16 protein-coding genes and 1 riboswitch are annotated in these 18,756 nt (G+C 69.0%); of the genes, 7 read left to right on the top strand and 9 right to left on the bottom strand.

Annotated features, from left to right (window positions below; all coding sequences use genetic code 11):
* Nucleotides 1-35: 35 nt before the first annotated feature.
* From OG562_RS29990 to OG562_RS29950, 9 genes are all read right to left on the bottom strand, one after another.
* A complete protein-coding gene (locus tag OG562_RS29990; protein WP_266403354.1) occupies nucleotides 36-1,427 on the bottom strand; it encodes a M1 family metallopeptidase in 1,392 nt (463 codons plus the stop codon).
* Nucleotides 1,428-1,523: 96 nt separating this feature from the next.
* Entirely contained in the window at nucleotides 1,524-2,891 is a 1,368-nt protein-coding gene (locus OG562_RS29985) for an ABC transporter ATP-binding protein (RefSeq protein WP_266409618.1), read from the bottom strand.
* 17 nt (nucleotides 2,892-2,908) lie between these two features.
* Nucleotides 2,909-4,006 (bottom strand): ABC transporter ATP-binding protein, encoded by a 1,098-nt coding sequence (locus OG562_RS29980; protein ID WP_266403353.1) that lies wholly within the window; start codon nucleotides 4,004-4,006, stop codon nucleotides 2,909-2,911.
* On the bottom strand, nucleotides 4,003-5,001 hold the full coding sequence (locus OG562_RS29975) for an ABC transporter permease (RefSeq protein WP_266403352.1): 999 nt from the start codon (nucleotides 4,999-5,001) through the stop codon (nucleotides 4,003-4,005). The genes OG562_RS29980 and OG562_RS29975 overlap by 4 nt, the downstream gene beginning before the upstream one ends.
* A gap of 142 nt (nucleotides 5,002-5,143) precedes the next feature.
* Complete coding sequence (locus OG562_RS29970; protein ID WP_266403350.1) at nucleotides 5,144-6,946, bottom strand: ABC transporter substrate-binding protein; 1,803 nt, start codon at nucleotides 6,944-6,946, stop codon at nucleotides 5,144-5,146.
* Between the two features lie 119 nt (nucleotides 6,947-7,065).
* Nucleotides 7,066-8,073, bottom strand: coding sequence for an ABC transporter permease (locus OG562_RS29965; RefSeq protein ID WP_266403348.1), 1,008 nt, complete (start codon nucleotides 8,071-8,073; stop codon nucleotides 7,066-7,068).
* A 312-nt stretch (nucleotides 8,074-8,385) separates the two neighbouring features.
* Nucleotides 8,386-9,141 carry an enhanced serine sensitivity protein SseB C-terminal domain-containing protein gene (locus tag OG562_RS29960; RefSeq protein WP_266409617.1) on the bottom strand — a complete coding sequence of 252 codons (756 nt, stop codon included), beginning with the start codon at nucleotides 9,139-9,141 and terminating at the stop codon, nucleotides 8,386-8,388.
* A gap of 174 nt (nucleotides 9,142-9,315) precedes the next feature.
* Nucleotides 9,316-10,143: an enhanced serine sensitivity protein SseB gene (locus tag OG562_RS29955; protein WP_266403345.1), complete on the bottom strand. Its 828-nt coding sequence runs from the start codon at nucleotides 10,141-10,143 to the stop codon at nucleotides 9,316-9,318.
* Nucleotides 10,144-10,298: 155 nt separating this feature from the next.
* Nucleotides 10,299-10,979 (bottom strand): AAA family ATPase, encoded by a 681-nt coding sequence (locus OG562_RS29950; RefSeq protein WP_266403342.1) that lies wholly within the window; start codon nucleotides 10,977-10,979, stop codon nucleotides 10,299-10,301.
* A 177-nt stretch (nucleotides 10,980-11,156) separates the two neighbouring features.
* Nucleotides 11,157-11,268, top strand: a riboswitch (glycine riboswitch).
* A 161-nt stretch (nucleotides 11,269-11,429) separates the two neighbouring features.
* Here OG562_RS29950 and gcvT point away from each other — a divergent pair.
* From gcvT to OG562_RS29915, 7 genes are all read left to right on the top strand, one after another.
* Nucleotides 11,430-12,548 carry a glycine cleavage system aminomethyltransferase GcvT gene (gcvT, locus tag OG562_RS29945; protein WP_266403340.1) on the top strand — a complete coding sequence of 373 codons (1,119 nt, stop codon included), beginning with the start codon at nucleotides 11,430-11,432 and terminating at the stop codon, nucleotides 12,546-12,548.
* Between the two features lie 165 nt (nucleotides 12,549-12,713).
* Nucleotides 12,714-13,091 (top strand): glycine cleavage system protein GcvH, encoded by a 378-nt coding sequence (gene gcvH / locus OG562_RS29940; protein WP_266403337.1) that lies wholly within the window; start codon nucleotides 12,714-12,716, stop codon nucleotides 13,089-13,091.
* A 14-nt stretch (nucleotides 13,092-13,105) separates the two neighbouring features.
* Nucleotides 13,106-14,383 carry a serine hydroxymethyltransferase gene (gene glyA / locus OG562_RS29935; RefSeq protein ID WP_266403335.1) on the top strand — a complete coding sequence of 426 codons (1,278 nt, stop codon included), beginning with the start codon at nucleotides 13,106-13,108 and terminating at the stop codon, nucleotides 14,381-14,383.
* An 85-nt stretch (nucleotides 14,384-14,468) separates the two neighbouring features.
* Nucleotides 14,469-15,836: an L-serine ammonia-lyase gene (locus OG562_RS29930; protein WP_266403332.1), complete on the top strand. Its 1,368-nt coding sequence runs from the start codon at nucleotides 14,469-14,471 to the stop codon at nucleotides 15,834-15,836.
* 276 nt (nucleotides 15,837-16,112) lie between these two features.
* Complete coding sequence (locus OG562_RS29925; protein WP_266403331.1) at nucleotides 16,113-16,592, top strand: hypothetical protein; 480 nt, start codon at nucleotides 16,113-16,115, stop codon at nucleotides 16,590-16,592.
* A 699-nt stretch (nucleotides 16,593-17,291) separates the two neighbouring features.
* A complete protein-coding gene (locus OG562_RS29920; protein WP_323187573.1) occupies nucleotides 17,292-17,540 on the top strand; it encodes a hypothetical protein in 249 nt (82 codons plus the stop codon).
* A gap of 142 nt (nucleotides 17,541-17,682) precedes the next feature.
* On the top strand, nucleotides 17,683-18,669 hold the full coding sequence (locus OG562_RS29915) for a phosphotransferase (protein WP_266403328.1): 987 nt from the start codon (nucleotides 17,683-17,685) through the stop codon (nucleotides 18,667-18,669).
* Nucleotides 18,670-18,756 lie beyond the last annotated feature (87 nt).

The raw sequence follows: 18,756 nt of genomic DNA, 5'->3' as shown, positions 1-18,756 counted from the left end.
CAGTCGTGAACCTTACAAAGCCAGGTCTACGCGGCCTACAGGGTGGGTTTCCCTGTGGTGAACAGCCAGGTCTGGAAGAGGTCGTCCAGCTGCTGCCCGGAGGTCTTCTCGGCGAGCCGGATGAAGTCGGCGGTGTCCGCGTTGCCGTAGCGGTGCAGCTTGGTCCAGGCCGGGAGCAGCTTGAAGAAGGCGGTGTCGCCGATGCGTTCGCGCAGCGTCTGGAGGGTCATCGCACCGCGCTGGTAGACGGCGGAGGCGAACATGGTGTCGCGCTGCGGGTCGCCGACGACCGTCTGCCAGAAGGCGGAGTCGGCGGGGCGGGCGTTGTAGCCGGCCAGGAAGGAGTCGTGCGCCGAACGCGTGCCCTGGTGCTCGGCCCACAGCCACTGGGCGTAGGTCGCGAAGCCCTCGTTCAGCCAGATGTCCTTCCACTGCGCCACCGAGACGGAGTCGCCGAACCACTGGTGGGCCAGCTCGTGCACGATCGTCGTCTCGCTGCGCACGGCCGAGTAGACCGGCTTGGACTGCACCTCCAGGGAGAACCCCGCCTGCGGCATGTCGTCGACGATCGCGCCGGTCTCCTCGAAGGGGTACGGGCCGAAGACCTGCGACCAGTAGTCGGTGGCCGCGGCGGTGACGGCGTACACGTCGACGTTGTTGCTGTTCGCGAGCACCGGGTCGACGGCGACGTAGATCGGGGTGCCCCCGGGCGTCGTCCCGGTCTTCACGTCGAACTTCCCGATCGTCGCGGTCGCGAGATACGTCGCCATCGGCTTCGTCTCGCGCCAGTGCGTGTACGTCGAGCCGCCCTTGTCGTACGTCGAGACCAGCCGGCCGTTGGAGACGGCGGTCAGGCCCTGGGGGGCCTTGATCCGGATGTCGTAGGCGGCCTTGTCGGCGGGGTGGTCGCTGGACGGGAACCAGGTGGAGGCCGCATTGGGCTCACAGGCGACGAAGACGCCGTCGGCGGTCTTCATCCAGCCGTAGTCCGAGCCGAAGACGATGGGTCCGCCGAGGGGTTCGGGGACGCCGCCGTAGGTGACGGCGACCGTGAAGGTACGGCCCTTGCGCAGGGCGTCGCGCGGGGTGATCCGGATCTCGTCGCCGTCGCGCGTGAACTGCGCGCGTCTGCCGTTCACTTCGACCCGGGTGACCTCCAGCTTCTGCAGGTCCAGATCGAAGGAGGAGAGGGTCTGGGTGGCGTGGGCGGTGATCGTCGTACGGCCGTCGAGGCGGTCGGTGTCCGGGTCGTAGGCGAGCGAGAGGTCGTAGTGCCGGGCGTCGAAGCCGCCGTTGCCCAGCTGGGGGAAGTAGGGGTCGCCGATGCCGTCGGCGCCCGGGGCGGGGGCGGCGGAGGCCGCTATGACGAGGAAAGAGGCCGCCGCGGTCGCGAGGGCCCCTAAACGTGCCGAACGGGAGAGCGTCATGAGTCGTCCCTTCGAGCGTGTGCCGATAAGTCGGACACGGATGACTCTGCGCTCTCCCGTTTGGGCATGTGCATGACTTTGCCAACTCGTCATGCGCTACTTGTCGGTTGACTCCTGTGCCTCGACGTCACCGGAGCCGGAGTCCCCGGACTCGGGGGCCTCGGCCTCGGCCTCGGCAGGCGCTGCCTCAGGAGCCGCCTCGGGAGCAGCCCCGGCAGACGCCGGCTCACGCTCAGCAGACGACGCCTCGGGCGCCGCCGCCTCGGCAGGCTCCGCGGTGGCCTCCGCGACCTCCGCCGCCACCGCCGCCGACGTCTCCGCCGACTCCGCGAGGACCTCGTCGGCCACCAGTTCCGCCGCCTCCCTCGCGACGGTCAGCAGGACGGTGTCCTGCGGGGCCTGGTCCGCGAAGTTCTCCGGGTGGTGGCAGGCGACCTGCTGGCCGGGCTTCAGCTCCACGAGCTTGGGCTCGGTCGTCGTGCAGATCTGCGTCGCCTTCCAGCACCGGGTGTGGAACCGGCAGCCGCTCGGCGGGGAGATCGGCGAGGGCACGTCGCCCTTGAGCAGGATCCGCTCGCTCTTGGCGTCCTTGCGCCGCGGGTCCGGGATCGGCACCGCCGACATCAGCGCCTTGGTGTACGGGTGCATCGGCGCCCGGTACAGCGACTCGCGGTCGGCCAGCTCGACGATCTTGCCGAGGTACATCACCGCGATCCGGTCCGAGACGTGCCGGACGACCGAGAGGTCGTGCGCGATGATCACGTACGTCAGGCCCAGCTCCTGCTGGAGGTCGTCCAGCAGGTTCACGACCTGGGCCTGGATCGACACGTCCAGCGCCGAGACCGGCTCGTCCGCCACGACCAGCTTGGGGTTCAGCGCGAGCGCGCGGGCGATGCCGATGCGCTGGCGCTGACCGCCGGAGAACTCGTGCGGGTAGCGGTTGTAGTGCTCGGGGTTGAGGCCCACGACCGACAGCAGCCGCTGCACTTCCTTCTTGATGCCGCCCTCGGGCGTCACGCCCTGAAGCTTGAAGGGAGCGCTGATGATCGTGCCGATGGTGTGGCGCGGGTTCAGCGACGAGTACGGGTCCTGGAAGATCATCTGCACATCGCGGCGCAGCGGACGCATGCCGCTCACCCCGAGGTGCGTGATGTCCTTGCCCTGGAACTCGACCTTGCCCGCGGTCGGTTCCAGCAGCCGGGTGATCAGCCGGCCCATCGTCGACTTGCCGCAGCCGGACTCGCCCACGACGCCGAGCGTCTCGCCGGAGCGGACCTCGAAGTCGAGACCGTCGACCGCGTGCACCGCCCCGACCTGCCGCTGGAGCAGGCCCTTCTTGATCGGGAAGTGCTTCTGCAGTCCGGTGACCTTCAGCAGGACCTCGCCGGGGGCGGCGTCCTTGGTGAGGGTCGCGCCCGCCTTCCGGTCCGCCTCGGGCGCGTCGGCCTGCGCGGGAATCGTCACCGCTTTCTCGTCGTCACTCACAGCTTCGGCGCAATCTCTTCGGTCCAGATACGCTCCCGCTGCTCCTTGCCCAGGTGGCAGGCGGCCCAGTGCCGGCTGCCGACCTCGGCCAGCTCGGGGCGGACGGTGCGGGTGACGTTGTCCTTCGGGAGGTCCGCGTACGGGCAGCGCGGGTTGAAGGCGCAGCCGGACGGGATGTTGATCAGCGAGGGCGGGGAGCCCTTGACCGGGATCAGGCGCTCCTGCTGCTCGCGGTCCAGCCGCGGCATCGAGCCGAGCAGACCCCAGGTGTAGGGGTGCCGGGGCTCGTAGAACACCTTGTCGGCCGGGCCCCGCTCGACGCAGCGCCCGCCGTACATCACCAGGATGTCGTCGGCCAGTTCGGCGACGACGCCCAGGTCGTGGGTGATGACGATGACCGCGGAGCCGAACTCCTTCTGCAGGTCCCGGATGAGGTCGAGGATCTGCGCCTGGACGGTCACGTCCAGGGCGGTCGTCGGCTCGTCCGCGATCAGCAGCTCGGGGTTGTTGACCAGCGACATCGCGATCATCGCGCGCTGACGCATACCGCCGGAGAACTCGTGCGGGTAGCTGTCGACGCGCTTGTCCGGCTGCGGGATGCCCACCCGGTCGAGCATCTCGACCGCGCGGCGCTTCGCCGTCTTCTTGTCCACGCTGTGGTGGATGCGGTACGCCTCCACGATCTGCTGGCCGATCGTGTAGTACGGGTGCAGCGCCGACAGCGGATCCTGGAAGATCATCGCCATCTCGCGGCCGCGCAGCTTGCGGACGTAGTCCGGGTCGGCGGACAGCAGCTCGGTGCCGTTCAGCCAGATCTCGCCGGAGATCTGCGCCTTGCGCTTGCCGTACTGGCCGGCGGTGTGCAGACCCATGATGCCGAGCGAGGTCACCGACTTGCCGGAGCCGGATTCGCCCACGATGCCGAGGGTCTTGCCCTTCTCCAGCTGGAAGCTGAGCCCGTCGACGGACTTGACCAGGCCGTCGTCGGTCGGGAAGTGCACCTTGAGGTCGCGCACTTCGAGGAAGGCGGTCGGCGCGGGCGAAGCGGGGGTGGGCTCCCCCACGGCCGCTCCGCTCTTGCTGAGTTCGGTCATGTGAGCCTCACTCGGGGGTCGATCACGGCGTACAGGATGTCCACCACGAGGTTGGCGACGAGTACCGCGAGGGATGTGATCAGGGTGACGCCCACGATGATGGGCAGGTCCTGGTTGCGGATGGCGTCCAGCACGGCCCGGCCGAGACCGGGCAGGTTGAACGTGGACTCGGTCAGGATCGCGCCGCCGATGAGGGCGCCGAGGTCCATGCCGAGCATGGTCAGGATGGGCGTCATCGTCGAGCGCATGGCGTGCTTGCCGATGACGGTCTGCTCCTTGAGGCCCTTGGCCCGGGCGGTGCGGATGTAGTCCTCGCCGAGGATCTCCAGCATGGTGGCGCGGGTGATCCGGGCGTACATCGCCGCGTACAGGAAGGCGAGTGTGATCCAGGGCAGGATCATGCCGCCGAACCAGCCGGTGAAGCTCTCGTCCAGGGGCACGTACTGGGCGTCGATCCACTTCAGCCCGAAGGCGAAGATCGCCAGGCTCAGCATGCCGGTGAAGTAGATGGGCAGGGAGACGCCCGCCAGGGCGACCACCATCGCGCCGCGGTCCCACAGGGTGCCGCGCTTGAGCGCGGAGAGCACACCGGCCGCGATGCCGAAGACCAGCCACAGCACGGCGGCGCCGAGCGCGAGACCCAGGGTCACCGGGAAGCGGTCGGTCAGCACCGGCCAGACGGCCTGCTCACTGCGGAAGGAGTAGCCGAAGCAGGGGGCGGCACAGTGGATCGTGTCGCCGCCGCCCGAGTAGGTGCGGCCGGCGAAGATGCCCTTGAAGAACTCCCAGACCTGGGCGTAGATCGGGTCGCCCAGACCCAGCTTCTGCCGTACGCCCTCGACGGCGGCAGGGTCGGCCTGCTTGCCCACGAAGCTCGTGGCAATGTCCACGCCCGCCCACTTGGGGACGAGGAAGAAGATGCCGAAGACCACCATGATGATGACCACGAGCATCACTGCGGCGGCGAACAACCGCCTGATGAGGTAAGCGAGCACAGCTCTCGGCCCGCCGCGGACCGCGGGCCACCGGAGGTCTCCCCCACTGCCTTATGGGCGTGGGAGGGGCCCCCAGGTGGCCCGCGAGTCCGCCGCGCCGGCCTTCACCTGCCTTTCGTGCCGTTCGGCGGGTGTGCCGGGTTTACTTCTTCGGGTTCTTCAGACCGAGGTTGACGAAGTCGTACTGACCGCTGTAGCCGTCGGTCGTGTAGACGTTCGCCAGGTTGTCCGAGCGCCAGTTGATGAACTTCTCGAAGACGAAGGGCAGGTAGTACGCGCCCTCCATCACCTTGTGGTTGATGTCCGTGGCGATCTTGGTCTTGCCGGCGTCGTCCAGCGTGGTGACGTACGAGTCGAACAGGCCGTCGATCGTCTTGTCCTTGATCAGCGCGTAGTTGGAGTTACCGCTGTCCAGGATGTACTTGCTGTCCCACAGCGGCAGACCGAAGCCCTGGACGGACGGGAAGTCCGGACCCCAGCCCATGATGATGATGCCGAAGCCCTTCTTCTTCACGTTCGCGGGGCTGCCGATGATGCCGGTGGTCTGCGAGCCGTCGTACTGCTCGATCTCGGCGGTGATGCCGATCTTCTTCAGCGACGCCTGCAGGGACTGGGCGGTGGCCACCTCGACCGGCTTGTTGTTGCGGACCGCGATGGTGGTCGAGAAGCCGTTCGGCTTGCCGCAGGCCTTCAGGGCCTCCTTGGCCTTGGCCGCGTTGCCGCTCTTGTTGGCGCCGGCGATCTCGTACGGGTCGTACTTCTGGCCCTCGGAGCCCGCGACCGACGGCGGCAGCATGTTGGTGCCGATGTCGCCGCCGGCGACCGGGCCGCCGCGCGCGGTCTGCAGCGACACGTGGTCGGCGCCGTAGATCACGGCCTTGCGGCACTCGATGTTGTCGAACGGCTTGACGCTCTGCGGGAAGACCGCGTAGCGGATGTAGCCGGAGACCGGGTTGTCCAGGTTGGCCTTGTGCTCCTTCAGGGCGGTGGTGCGGCCCTGCGGCGACATGCCGGTCTGGTTCAGGTCGAGGTCCAGGTCACCGCTGAGCAGACGCTGGTCGAGCTGGTTGGCGTCCGAGAAGAACTCGATGGTGATCTTGTCCGGGTAGGCCTTGCGGATCGGGTCCGAGGCCTGCTTCCACTCGGTGTTGCGGACCAGGGTGAGGTCCTTGCCCGGGCTGTAGGACTCGAACTTGTACGGGCCCGAGGAGAACGGGTGCAGACCGTACTTGGACTTGGTGTCCTTGTCCTGGCGGACCGGGGAGGCCGAGACCAGGGCCAGCATCTCCTCGAAGTCCGAGTTGGCCTTCGGCAGGTGGAAGACGATGGTCTTGTCGTCGGGCGTGTCGATCGCCTTCAGACCCAGCTTGTCCGCGGTGGTGTCCTTGTACGGGCCCTTGTAGGCGCCCGTGGGGTCGAGGACGTCCTTCAGGTAGACGGGACCGCCGGAGAGCACGTCCTGCGCCCACACGCGCTCGATGCCGTACTTCACGTCCTTGGACGTGATCGGCTTGCCGTCCTCCCACGTGCTGCCGTCCCGCAGCGTGTACGTGTAGGTCTTGCCGTCGTCCGTGACCTTCGCGGTCGAGGTGGCGAGGTCCGGAGTGATCTCGGCGCCCGCCGCGCCCGGCTCGGTCTTGTTCGTGACGAGCTGGCGGCTGTAGTAGCGGGCGAAGTTCCACATCATGCCGTAGTAGCCGCGCGTGGTGTCCCACGAGTCGGCGTCCTGGGCACCACCGAACTTCAGCGTGCCGCCCTTCTTGGCGGCGGAGGCCTGGGCGACCTTGTTGTTCGCGGCGTCGAAGCCGGCGGCGCCGGTCTTCGAACCGCCGTTGTCGCCGTCATCTCCACCGCCGCCGCACGCCGCCGTGGTCAGCAGCGCGGCGACCGCGGCAGCAGCGGCAAATGCCTGCTTCCGCCGCCCTGAGGTGCGTTGGGTAGTCACGATCTCGGATCCTCCGGATAGATGAGAGAGACCCCGTGTGAAGGCCACGGGACGGTTGGGGTGCCGTGTTTTCGGCGGTTCTGCGGCTCGGCGGTTCTGCTGATCCCCGGCGTGGCGGTTCAGCGGGAGGCCTTCGGGTCCAGCGCGTCCCGCACGCCGTCGCCGAAGAGGTTGAAGGCCAGCACGGTGATGAAGATCGCCACACCCGGGACCACCATGTACATGGGGTCCGACTCGTAGTAGTCGATCGCGCTCGAGAGCATCTGCCCCCACGAGGCGGTGGGCGGCTTGACACCGACGCCCAGGAAGCTGAGCGCCGCCTCGGTGAGGATGTTGGTGGGGATCATCATCGTCGTGTACACGACGATCGGGGCGACCAGGTTGGGCAGCAGTTCCTTGAACAGGATGTACAGCCGCCCCGCGCCCAGCGATCGGGCGGCCTCGACGTACTCGCGCTCACGCAGCGAGAGCGTCTGGCCGCGCACCACGCGTCCGATGTAGGGCCAGCCGAAGAAGCCGATGACCAGGATCATCACGAAGACACGCACGCTCGAACCGGAGAGGCCCAGCATGTCGTTCGGCATGACGGAGACCAGCGCGATGATGAACAGCAGCTGCGGGAAGGCCAGCAGGCCGTCCATGACGCGGCTGATGAGGGAGTCGACCCAGCCGCCGAAGAAGCCGGCGAGGATGCCCAGGACGGTTCCCAGGATCACCGCGACGACGGCGGACAGGAAGCCCACCAGCAGCGAGATGCGGGCGCCGTAGAGGATCCGGGCGAAGATGTCGCGGCCGTTGACCGGCTCGACGCCCAGCAGGTGGTCGCCGCTGATGCCGCCCAGGGAGCCCGTGGGCGTGCCGAAGAGCGGGTCGATGAGGTTCTCGTGATACTCGTTCGGGTCCTGCCCGAGCAGCCCGGTGATGACCGGGGCGAGCAGTGCGAGCACGACGAGGACGAGCACGACGATGCCGCCCGTCAGGGCGAGCTTGTCCCGCTTGAGGCGCTCCCAGGCGATCCGGCCCAGGGAACGGCCCTGTACGGCCTTGGCGTCGCCGGCTGCTACCGCCGCTTCCGTGGCCGCACTCGGGGCCGCTTCCGCGGTCGGCTCGTGCAATGGTGCCGTCATCTGGCAGGGACCCCTCTCAACCGGCGGTAGCCGGCCCGCACTTGCCGCTGTAGCGGCGTGATCAGTCCGTCGTACTGGGGGACGAAGCCCCCTGGACCGGGAGTCTTCAACGCTTTGGCGATCTGTAGCCAGACTTGGCAGTGAATGGATGCGTAAACGTGATGCGGGTAGAGGGGTTCCGTTATCCGGACGGCGGGTAACGCCCCCCGGACAGTGACCAATCGGGCAGATCGGACAGAAGCGGAATCAATCGCCGCTATCTACGCGCGAAGACATTCGGTGTCCGTTCGACTACAGGACCCGCGCCGGACGTCAGTAGCGACCGGTGGGCGGATAGCCGTAACCGCCCGCGGGCGCCTGGGCCGGAGCGGGGGCGTGGGCCTCGCGGTCGTAGAACGGCCGGGCGTTGGCGCGCATCCACATCACCACCGGGTCGTACTCGTCGGTCATCGCCACCGTCGACACCGGCAGCCCTTCCGGGACCGCGCCGATGGACTGCTGCATCATCGCCCGTACGGCGTCCACGGCCGGCGGAGAGGTGTCGTACACGTCGAGCCCCACGGCCAGGTAGGGCGCGCCCAGGGCCGGCTGGACCCAGGCACGGCGCAGGGCGCGGACCGCCTGGGTGCGGTGGGCGTTCTGCGCGAGCAGGGCGTAGAACTGCGGGATCTCGATGCCGGGTTCGGACAGGCGCAGGGGGCCGGCGGGCTGGCGGTCCAGGCCGGTCGCGATGCGGCGCAGGTCCAGCCAGGGGATGCCGACGCCGCCGCCGGGGGCGTGCGGGTTGAGCCAGAGGCCGTAGTGGTCGGGGTAGAGCGTGCGGGCCACGTCGACCCCGTCGACGACCTCGTAGGACCGGTTCCAGCCGCTGGCCGAGAGCTCCTGGGCGGAGGTGACGCAGGGGGCGTAGCCGTGGCCCTCCACTTCCATGTTCCCGTACTGGGCGTCGGGGGAACCCGCCTGACCGTGCCACAGGAGCATCCAGACCTGGCCGGAGGCGGGGGTCGCGAGCGCGCGCAGGAGCGCCTCGTAGGCGTCGTAACGCCCGGGCGTGACCTGGCGCAGCATGTGCTCGACGCTGCCGCTGAGGCTCGCGCTCACCTGTCGTACCGCCCCTTCGAGAGTGCCCCGCGTTTCCGTGACAGCTTAAGCGCCCAAGAGCTCGGGGCTTGTTGCGCGTCGGCGGGTGCGGGTTTGTCGTGGCTGGTCGCGCAGTTCCCCGCGCCCCTTGGATGGGTGTCCCTAGCGTTGGTAGAAGGGGCGGACGCGGTCCCTCATCCACTGGCCCACCGGGTCCTGGGCCATGTCCAGGAGGATCAGGTTGACCGGCCAGCGGACCGGGACGCGGCCCATGGCGCGGCCCAGCGCGTCGAGGGGGATCTCACGCAGATCGCCGTCCAGCGGGGACAACGGGGATGACTGGGACAGTTGGGACAGCTCCACGCCCACGAACATCACCGGGTCCGCCGTCTCGACGGCGGCCAGGCAGCGGCGGGCGGTGAGGACCACGCCCGCCGCGTCGAACTCGGCCGAGGCGGCGGTGAGGAAGTCGATCGGGTCGTCCTGCCAGTCGGGCTCGAAGAGCCGCACCCGACCGCCGGTCGCGGGACCGTCCAGCGGGGTCCGGCCCGCCCGGCACAGCTCGGCGACCGCCGGCGGGGGCAGCGGGATGCCGACCAGGCCCTCCGGGTTCACCATGATGCCGACCTGCGGGGGCAGCCCCCGGGCGAACTCCACGGCCGGCGCGATCGTGTACGACAGATGCGCGCCGGCGACCTGACGGAACTGCTCCTCGGAGCTGAACACGGGCACGTACACCTGGCCGTCCAGCTCCAGGGTGGGCAGATCGAGGGGGCCGCTGTGCGGGCCGCCGCCGCTGGGCAGGGGCACCCAGACGAAGCTGCGGCCGAGCACCTCCACGATGCGGCCGCCGGCTCCCGGCACGCCGAGGGAGGCGGAGAGCACCTCCTCCAGCTCGTTGCCGGGCCATCCGCCGTGCGAATGAGGGTGCGCCTGCGCCGGGAAATCCGCGGAGAAATCCGCCGGGAAGTCCGCCGGGGGGAAGTCCATCTGCCTACCGCCTGCTGGGAACCACTGCTGTGGCTGAAAGGCTAGCGGGTACCGGGGGACTTTCCTCAGTCCCCGGCCCCTCGGTTTCCGGTCATGAAGCCTCGTGAGCCTCAGGTCGTGAAGCCTCAGGCCGTGAAGCCTCAGGCCGTGAAGCCTCAGGCCGTGAAGGCGATTCGGTGGAGGGTGTCCGCCGCGTCGCGGTCCAGGAGGACTGCCGAGCCGCAGCCTTCGGGGAGGCGGCCCTGTTCCACCGAGCGGATCAGACGGGCGGCCGCCCTGCGGTGGCGCAGGAACGCGTACCGGGAGACGCCCCGTCCGCGCTCGCGCTGGCCCTCGAGAGCCGCGTCCGGGGTGACGTCGAGGAGGAGCAGGTGCAGGGTGCCGCCGCGGCGGCGGGCCGCGCGGGCCAGCCAGTCGCGCACCCAGGTCTGCGTACCGCAGTCGTGCACGACGACGCCCTCGCCGCCGCGCAGCGCCCGGCGCAGTCCGGCGTAGTGGGCGAGGCGCACCAGGGGCCGGTAGAGGGCGTAGGGCAGGAGGCGGGGGGCGCGCGCGTCCCAGCGGTCGCGGGTGTCCTGGGAGTCGATGCGCGCGCCCCGCACCGCCCGCCGCATCAGCGTGGACTTGCCGCTCCCGGGCAGACCGGTGACCACGACCAGGTCACGGGGGCCGAAGAGCAGGCCGTGCGGGCTGTGGCCGGCTCGCTCGCGCAGATCGCGGACGACGGGCGCGGGCCGCGGGGCGCACGCCTCCCGGGCCGGCGCCGTGGGTTGCGCGGGCAGCGCGATCGCCGAGCCGGTCGCGAACGCCGTGGTCCTCGCCGTGGTCCTGTTCACCGTGATCGTCCTCCCCGGGGGTCAGGTAAGTCCTCTCCCCACTGAGCGTAAAGAAACGGTAATGCGCCGCGTCTCGCGTTTTCGTGCGCGTACCGACACAAGCCGGTTACAGATGCGGCCTGCCGTGACCGGGGCGGGCCGTGCAATGATGTGCCCGCCAACTGCATACCGGCCGTTTGAATCCGCGCGGGAGAGTTCCCAGCAGCAGCTGCATCGCCAGCTTCGCTGGGGCGCCGAAGGAGCAAGTCCCTCCCTTGAATCTCTCAGGCCCAGTTACCGCGCGGGCGAGGCACATCTGAAAAGCGGGCCGATCCCTGTGTCGACAGGGGCGGCTCCACCCAAGGTGCAAGTCGGTGATCCGGAGATCACGGCGAACCTCTCAGGTTCCGATGACAGATGGGGAGGAACGACCTCGCCCTCGCCTGTCATGCCTTGGGAGACGAACGCCCGATGAGCAGTAACGAACCCCGTCACACCGCGCTCGATGCCCTGCATCGTTCGCTCGGTGCGACGATGACCGACTTCGCCGGCTGGGACATGCCCCTGCGCTACGGCTCCGAGCGCGACGAGCACAACGCCGTCCGCACGAAGGCCGGGCTCTTCGACCTCTCGCACATGGGCGAGATCACGGTCACCGGCCCCCAGGCCGCTGCTCTTCTGAACCACGCCCTGGTCGGCGACCTCGCGTCCGTCGGCGTCGGCCGCGCCCGCTACACCATGATCTGCCGGGCCGACGGCGGCATCCTCGACGACCTGATCGTCTACCGGCTGGCCGAGACCGAGTTCATGGTCGTCGCCAACGCCTCCAACGCCCAGGTCGTGCTGGACGCGCTGACCGAGCGGGCGTCCGGCTTCGAGGCCGAGGTCCGCGACGACCGGGACGCGTACGCCCTGATCGCCGTCCAGGGCCCCGAGTCCCCCGGAATCCTGAAGGCCCTCACCGACGCCGACCTCGACGGCCTGAAGTACTACGCCGGCCTGCCCGGCTCCGTCGCCGGGGTCCCCGCGCTCATCGCCCGCACCGGGTACACCGGCGAGGACGGCTTCGAGCTGTTCGTGAAGCCCGGGCACGCGGTCGAGCTGTGGCAGGCCCTGACCAAGGCCGGCGAGGGCGTCGGCCTTGTCCCGTGCGGTCTGTCCTGCCGGGACACCCTGCGCCTGGAGGCGGGCATGCCGCTGTACGGGCACGAGCTGTCGACCTCCCTCACCCCCTTCGACGCCGGGCTCGGCCGGGTGGTGAAGTTCGACAAGGACGGCGACTTCGTGGGGCGTACGGCGCTGGAGGCGGCCGCCGAGCGCGCTGCTTCGCAGCCTCCGCGCGTCCTGGTCGGCCTGGTCGCCGAGGGCCGCCGCGTCCCGCGCGCCGGGTACGCCGTCGTCGCGGCCGGCGAGGTGATCGGCGAGGTCACCTCCGGCGCCCCCTCCCCCACCCTCGGCAAGCCGATCGCGATGGCCTACGTCGACGCCGCCCACGCGGCCCCGGGCACGCCCGGCGTCGGCGTGGACATCCGGGGCAGCCACGAGCCGTACGAGGTCGTGGCGCTGCCGTTCTACAAGCGCCGCAAGTAGACACTGGGCGGGGGACACCGGGCGCGGGCCTTCCGTCTCCGGCCCCCGCCCTCAGTCCCCGGCCCCGCCCCCGGACGTGACCCTGCGCACATTTCCGCTGCTCACGTGCGTTTCCAGCAGTCCCCCATTCATCAGCACTCCCCCGCGTACAGGAGAATTCAGGCCATGAGCAACCCCCAGCAGCTGCGCTACAGCAAGGAGCACGAGTGGCTGTCGGACGCCGAGGGCGGCGTCTCGACGGTCGGCATCACGGAGCACGCGGCCAACGCGCTCGGCGACGTGGTCTTCGTCCAGCTCCCGGAGGTCGGCGCCACGGTGACCGCGGGCGAGTCCTGCGGCGAACTGGAGTCGACCAAGTCGGTCAGCGAGCTGTACGCGCCGGTCACCGGCGAGATCGTCGAGGTCAACCAGGACGTCGTCGACGACCCGGCGCTGGTGAACTCCGCGCCCTTCGAGGGCGGGTGGCTGTTCAAGGTACGCGTCGCGGACGAGCCGGACGACCTGCTGTCCGCCGACGAGTACACCGCCTTTTCCGCCGGCTGAGGAGTCGTAGCCCCATGTCTGAGCCCACATCCGTTCTGAACACGCCCCTGCACGAGCTCGATCCGGAGATCGCCGCGGCGGTCGACGCCGAGCTGAACCGCCAGCAGTCCACGCTCGAGATGATCGCGTCGGAGAACTTCGCTCCGCTCGCGGTCATGGAGGCGCAGGGCTCGGTCCTGACCAACAAGTACGCCGAGGGCTACCCGGGCCGCCGCTACTACGGCGGCTGCGAGCACGTCGACGTGGCCGAGCAGATCGCGATCGACCGGATCAAGGAGCTGTTCGGCGCCGAGTACGCCAACGTGCAGCCGCACTCGGGCGCCTCCGCCAACCAGGCCGCCCTGTTCGCGCTGGCCCAGCCCGGCGACACCATCCTCGGCCTGGACCTGGCGCACGGCGGTCACCTGACCCACGGGATGCGGCTGAACTTCTCCGGCAAGCAGTTCAACGTGGTCGCCTACCACGTGGACGCCGAGAACGGCCTGGTCGACATGGCCGAGGTCGAGCGGCTCGCCAAGGAGCACCGCCCGAAGGTGATCATCGCGGGCTGGTCGGCGTACCCGAGGCAGCTGGACTTCGCCGAGTTCCGCCGGATCGCGGACGAGGTCGAGGCCTTCCTGTGGGTCGACATGGCGCACTTCGCGGGTCTGGTCGCGGCCGGCCTCCACCCGAACCCGGTGGAGCACGCGGACGTGGTCACCTCCACCACCCACAAGACGCTGGGCGGGCCGCGCGGCGGCATCATCCTCGCCAAGCAGGAGTTCGCGAAGAAGCTGAACTCGTCCGTCTTCCCGGGCTTCCAGGGCGGCCCCCTGGAGCATGTGATCGCGGCCAAGGCGGTCTCCTTCAAGGTCGCCGCGAGCGAGGGCTTCAAGGAGCGCCAGCGCCGCACGGTCGACGGCGCGCGGATCCTCGCGGAGCGCCTGACCGCGCCGGACGCCCGCGCGGCCGGGGTGAACGTCCTCTCCGGCGGCACGGACGTCCACCTGATCCTGGTCGACCTGCGCGAGTCCGAGCTGGACGGCCGGCAGGCCGAGGACCGTCTCCACGAGGTCGGCATCACGGTCAACCGCAACGCGGTCCCGAACGACCCGCGTCCGCCGATGGTGACGTCGGGCCTGCGGATCGGCACGCCGGCCCTCGCCACCCGCGGCTTCACGACCGAGGACTTCGCCGAGGTCGCGGACGTGATCGCCGAAGCCCTCAAGCCGTCGTACGACGTCGAGGCGCTGAAGTCCCGCGTCAAGGCCCTGGCCGACAAGCACCCGCTGTACCCGACCCTGGGCCGGTAGTACCGCTGCACGGGGCGCCGCGCGCACACTGAGAGGTGAACGCGGTGCCCCACCCCTTGTTCCACCCCCGTTCTGAGGAGTCACCGTGGCCATCTCGGTCTTCGACCTGTTCTCGATCGGCATCGGCCCGTCCAGCTCCCACACGGTCGGCCCGATGCGCGCGGCCCGCATGTTCGCGCGGCGACTGCGGAGCGAGGGTCTGCTGGACGCGACGGCGTCCGCCCGCTGCGAGCTGTACGGCTCGCTCGGCGCGACCGGCCACGGCCACGGCACGCCGAAGGCGGTCCTCCTCGGCCTGGAGGGGGCCTCGCCGCGCACGGTCGACGTGGAGGGCGCGGACGAACGGGTGGAGCAGATCAAGGAGTCCGGCCGGCTGCGCCTCCTGGGCGAGCGCGAGATCCCGTTCTCCTTCGACGACGACCTGGTCCTGCACCGCCGCGAGACCCTCCCGTACCACGCGAACGGCATGACGCTGTGGGCCTACGACGCCCAGGGCACGGAGTTGGTTCGTAAGACGTACTACTCGGTCGGCGGCGGCTTCGTCGTCGACGAGGACGCGGTGGGCGCGGACCGCATCAAGCTCGACGACACGGTCCTGAAGTACCCCTTCCGCACCGGCGACGAACTGCTGCGCCTGACGCAGGAGACGGGCCTGTCGATCTCCTCCCTGATGCTCGAGAACGAGCGCGCCTGGCGCACGGAGGACGAGATCCGCTCCGGCCTCCTGGACATCTGGCGGGTCATGCAGTCCTGCGTCTCCCGCGGCATGTCCCGCGAGGGCATCCTGCCGGGCGGCCTGCGCGTGCGCCGCCGCGCCGCGATGACGGCCCGTCAACTCCGGGCGGAGGGCGACCCGTTGGCCCACTCCATGGAGTGGATCACGCTGTACGCGATGGCGGTGAACGAGGAGAACGCGGCCGGCGGCCGCGTGGTGACGGCCCCCACCAACGGCGCCGCGGGCATCATCCCGGCCGTCCTGCACTACTACGTCAACTTCGTCCCCGGCGCGGACGAGGACGGCGTCGTCCGCTTCCTCCTCGCGGCCGGCGCGATCGGCATGCTCTTCAAGGAGAACGCCTCCATCTCCGGCGCCGAGGTCGGCTGCCAGGGCGAGGTCGGCTCCGCCTGCTCCATGGCGGCGGGCGCCCTCGCCGAGGTCCTCGGCGGCTCCCCCGAACAGGTCGAGAACGCCGCCGAGATCGGCATGGAACACAACCTCGGCCTCACCTGCGACCCGGTGGGCGGCCTGGTCCAGATCCCCTGCATCGAACGCAACGGCATGGCCGCCGTCAAGGCCGTCACCGCCGCCCGCATGGCCATGCGCGGCGACGGCTCCCACAAGGTGTCCCTGGACAAGGTCATCAAGACGATGAAGGAAACCGGCGCGGACATGAGCGTCAAGTACAAGGAGACCGCGCGCGGGGGCCTCGCGGTGAACATCATCGAGTGCTGATGACGTAGGCCCTGCCCAGCGCATTCGTAACTTTCAGCGCTGTCAGGGCCTTCCCTGCTTACGCGGCGGAAAGTCCCTGAAAAGTCCCCAGCTTGCCCCTGGATCGGCGATGACTTCCAAGGCGTGACGGCAGGTCCGGATCCGCTGGATCGGGCCACGCCGTCACCAGCAAAGACGACTCGACCAAGCCCCACTCCCTGATCGTTGCCGTCGAGGATTGATGATCAGTATGTTCGTCTCGCCGAAGGTTGGGACGGCAGGGCCTCAGGGGGTTTGATGCTGGACACGCTTGTGACTACGGCCGCTGGAGCGCTTTCCGCCACAGCGGGTGTGCTGGTCGGCGGTATCGTCACGCGCCGTGCTCAAGATCGTCAGTGGACACGGGATCAGCAGCTTGCCGCCTACCAGGAACTGTTCAACCACTACGCCAAGTTCACGATGGAACTCAGGCGAGCGCATGGTGACCGGCGCGGCTGGGATTACGACTGGGGCGAGTGGAGCGCGGCCTTGATAGGCGTAAGCCTGGTCGCCCCCGCGGAAGTTGCGGCCGAAGTCGACAACTTCGGCCGCGCCATCAACTCCTTCCTGGACCAGGTGGAGCGAGGCGAACGCACTCCGCTGCGTAACCCGCTGAGTCCGGAGGAGTTCGAACAGGCCAGGCAGGCACCCGCCAAGGCACAGGCGAAGCTGGTCAACGTCATACGACGTTCACTGAGCAATGATCACAAAGGGCTGCCCTTCGGAATCGGCGGGTAATACAACGTCTGTAGCTTGGTTGCCGGATCGCAGGGCTTCTCCGGATTCCAGCATCGACAGGAAGGCCTGACTCAGGCCGGTCAGTGTCGCCAGATCATCTTGCCGGAGCGAACCGAGTCTTCGGACAAGTAAGCAGACAGTCCCGAAGTCTCTGTCCTGGAGGGCTAATTGGATGTCGCTTGACTCCCAGACGTGCTCCGGTACCCACGGTTGAGCCCCCGGGGCTTCCCCCCACGCCAGCCGGAGGCATGCATTGCACTGTGCGTCGTCGTTGTATCTACTCAAGTGGCACCCGGATCCGTGACAGCGACGCGAATGTCCCGTCAGCCCGGACGCCTGGGCAGTGCGGGGTGCCGACACGGAGATCTTCTCCCTGGTGAACCGAGATGCCGATGGGGGCGATGGGCCGCGTTCGCGCTGCCCCCCGGCCGACGTTGTCCGTGAACAGTGGGAGCGTCGCCTTACTGGGGCGTTGGGCGGCACCGGCAGCGAGGTTGTTCCGGATCCGACTGTGCGCGGTCTACGAGGCTGGGTCTTCCGCGGACGCACGGCGCTCTCTGCGCGCTTTACTCAGGGCTCGGCGCAACGCGGCGGGTTCCGTCAGAGCCCTGGGAGAACTGGGCACCCTGTGCCAATGGAGACCGGGCGGCTCGGTCTTGCCCGCCGGCGGGACGATGACGTGGCACACCCAGTGGCGACATGCAGAAGTTCGTCGGCATGGCCTTCAACGAACACCACGCGGACGTCGCCCTGTTCGTCGCCACCTGCGAGTACGGCAAAGCTGCACGAGACCTCGCGGTCAAGCACCAAATCGTAGCTCTGAACCGCAACTTGTTCGGCTCCTGGAACAGCGGAGCGCCACTGGAATCCCTCCTGCCCTTGAGTGGGACCGGCGGCGGAGTACCCCACCGACGCTCGGCAAGAAGACGTCCCAAAGAGGCCTCCTGATCTCTCCACGGGTCTGTCTGCAGCCTCCGCTGCCTGCCGTGGAGATCGTCCACCTGGTGGTGGCCCCCCACCGGGTGGATCGGCAGGGCCGGATGCCAGAACTCGGTGGCGTAAGAGACGGCAATCCCCTCACGCTGAGGAAATGTCGAACACGATCACCCCGCGCCTTCAGTACAGCTCCACAGCCGTACGCCCGCGCTGGGCCGACCTGCCACAGGATGTCCGTTGGCTTGTCTCTCGGCATCTGGGCGGCGTGGTGGACGCCGGGCCGAGCGCCGGAAGCGGGTTCACCAGCGGCTTCGCCGCCGTGCTCCACGGCGCCAACGGGCCCGAGTTCGTCAAGGCGGTCAACGCCCTGGACAACACCGTGATTGCCGACTGCTACCGACGGGAGGCATTGATCAACCAGGCGCTCCCCGCAGGGGTTCCAGCGCCCCGTCTACGGTGGATCGAGGAGCAGGCAGGCGGGTGGATCGTCCTGGGATTCGATGCCGTCGATGACGGCCGCATGCCCAGAGCGCCGTGGAACCCTGCCGAACTTGCAGCGACGCTCAACGCCTGCACGGTCACGGCCGAAGCACTCTCCACGCCATCCGGAGCACTCCAGCAGGTCGGCCTCAAACCGATCGGTGACGACAGCGACTTCGCCGACTGGCGCGGCCTCGCCAGCGGTGCTTCCAGTACGAAAGCCTTGCCGACATGGGCGCCGACCAACCGGCTGGAAACATTGGCTGAGCTCGAAACCCAATGGCGACAGGCCGTGGCCGGCAATGCAGTCCTCCACCACGACCTGCGCCAGGACAACGTTCTGCTCGACACAAACGGATCCGCGTGGATCTGTGACTGGAACTGGCCGTGCCTCGGGGCGAGTTGGTTTGACCTCGTGCTCCTCCTGGCCACAGCGCACGCCGACGGGCACGATGCCACCCTTCTGTTCGCGAGCCATCCCACGGCCCGAGGAGTCGACGGTGAGCAGCTCGATGCGGCCCTGGCCGCTCTATCGGGCTTCTTCCTGGTCTCCGGCGCACAACCCCAGGCGGACTGGTCCCCGTACATTCGCCAGCACCAGACCTGGTGCGGCGAGGTCACTCTGCGATGGCTGGCCGACCGTCGCGGCTGGACGTTCTGACCGTCGGAGTCGTCCAGGGTCAGGATCGGTCACGCCGTTCCGCTGCGCCGATACCCGGCCCACCGTACGACGGGGCAACCGCCTGGT

Source organism: Streptomyces sp. NBC_01275, assembly GCF_026340655.1.
Classification (GTDB): Bacteria; Actinomycetota; Actinomycetes; order Streptomycetales; family Streptomycetaceae; genus Streptomyces.
Note: the sequence above shows the minus strand (reverse complement) of the source record. Positions and strands in the feature narration are given on the sequence as shown.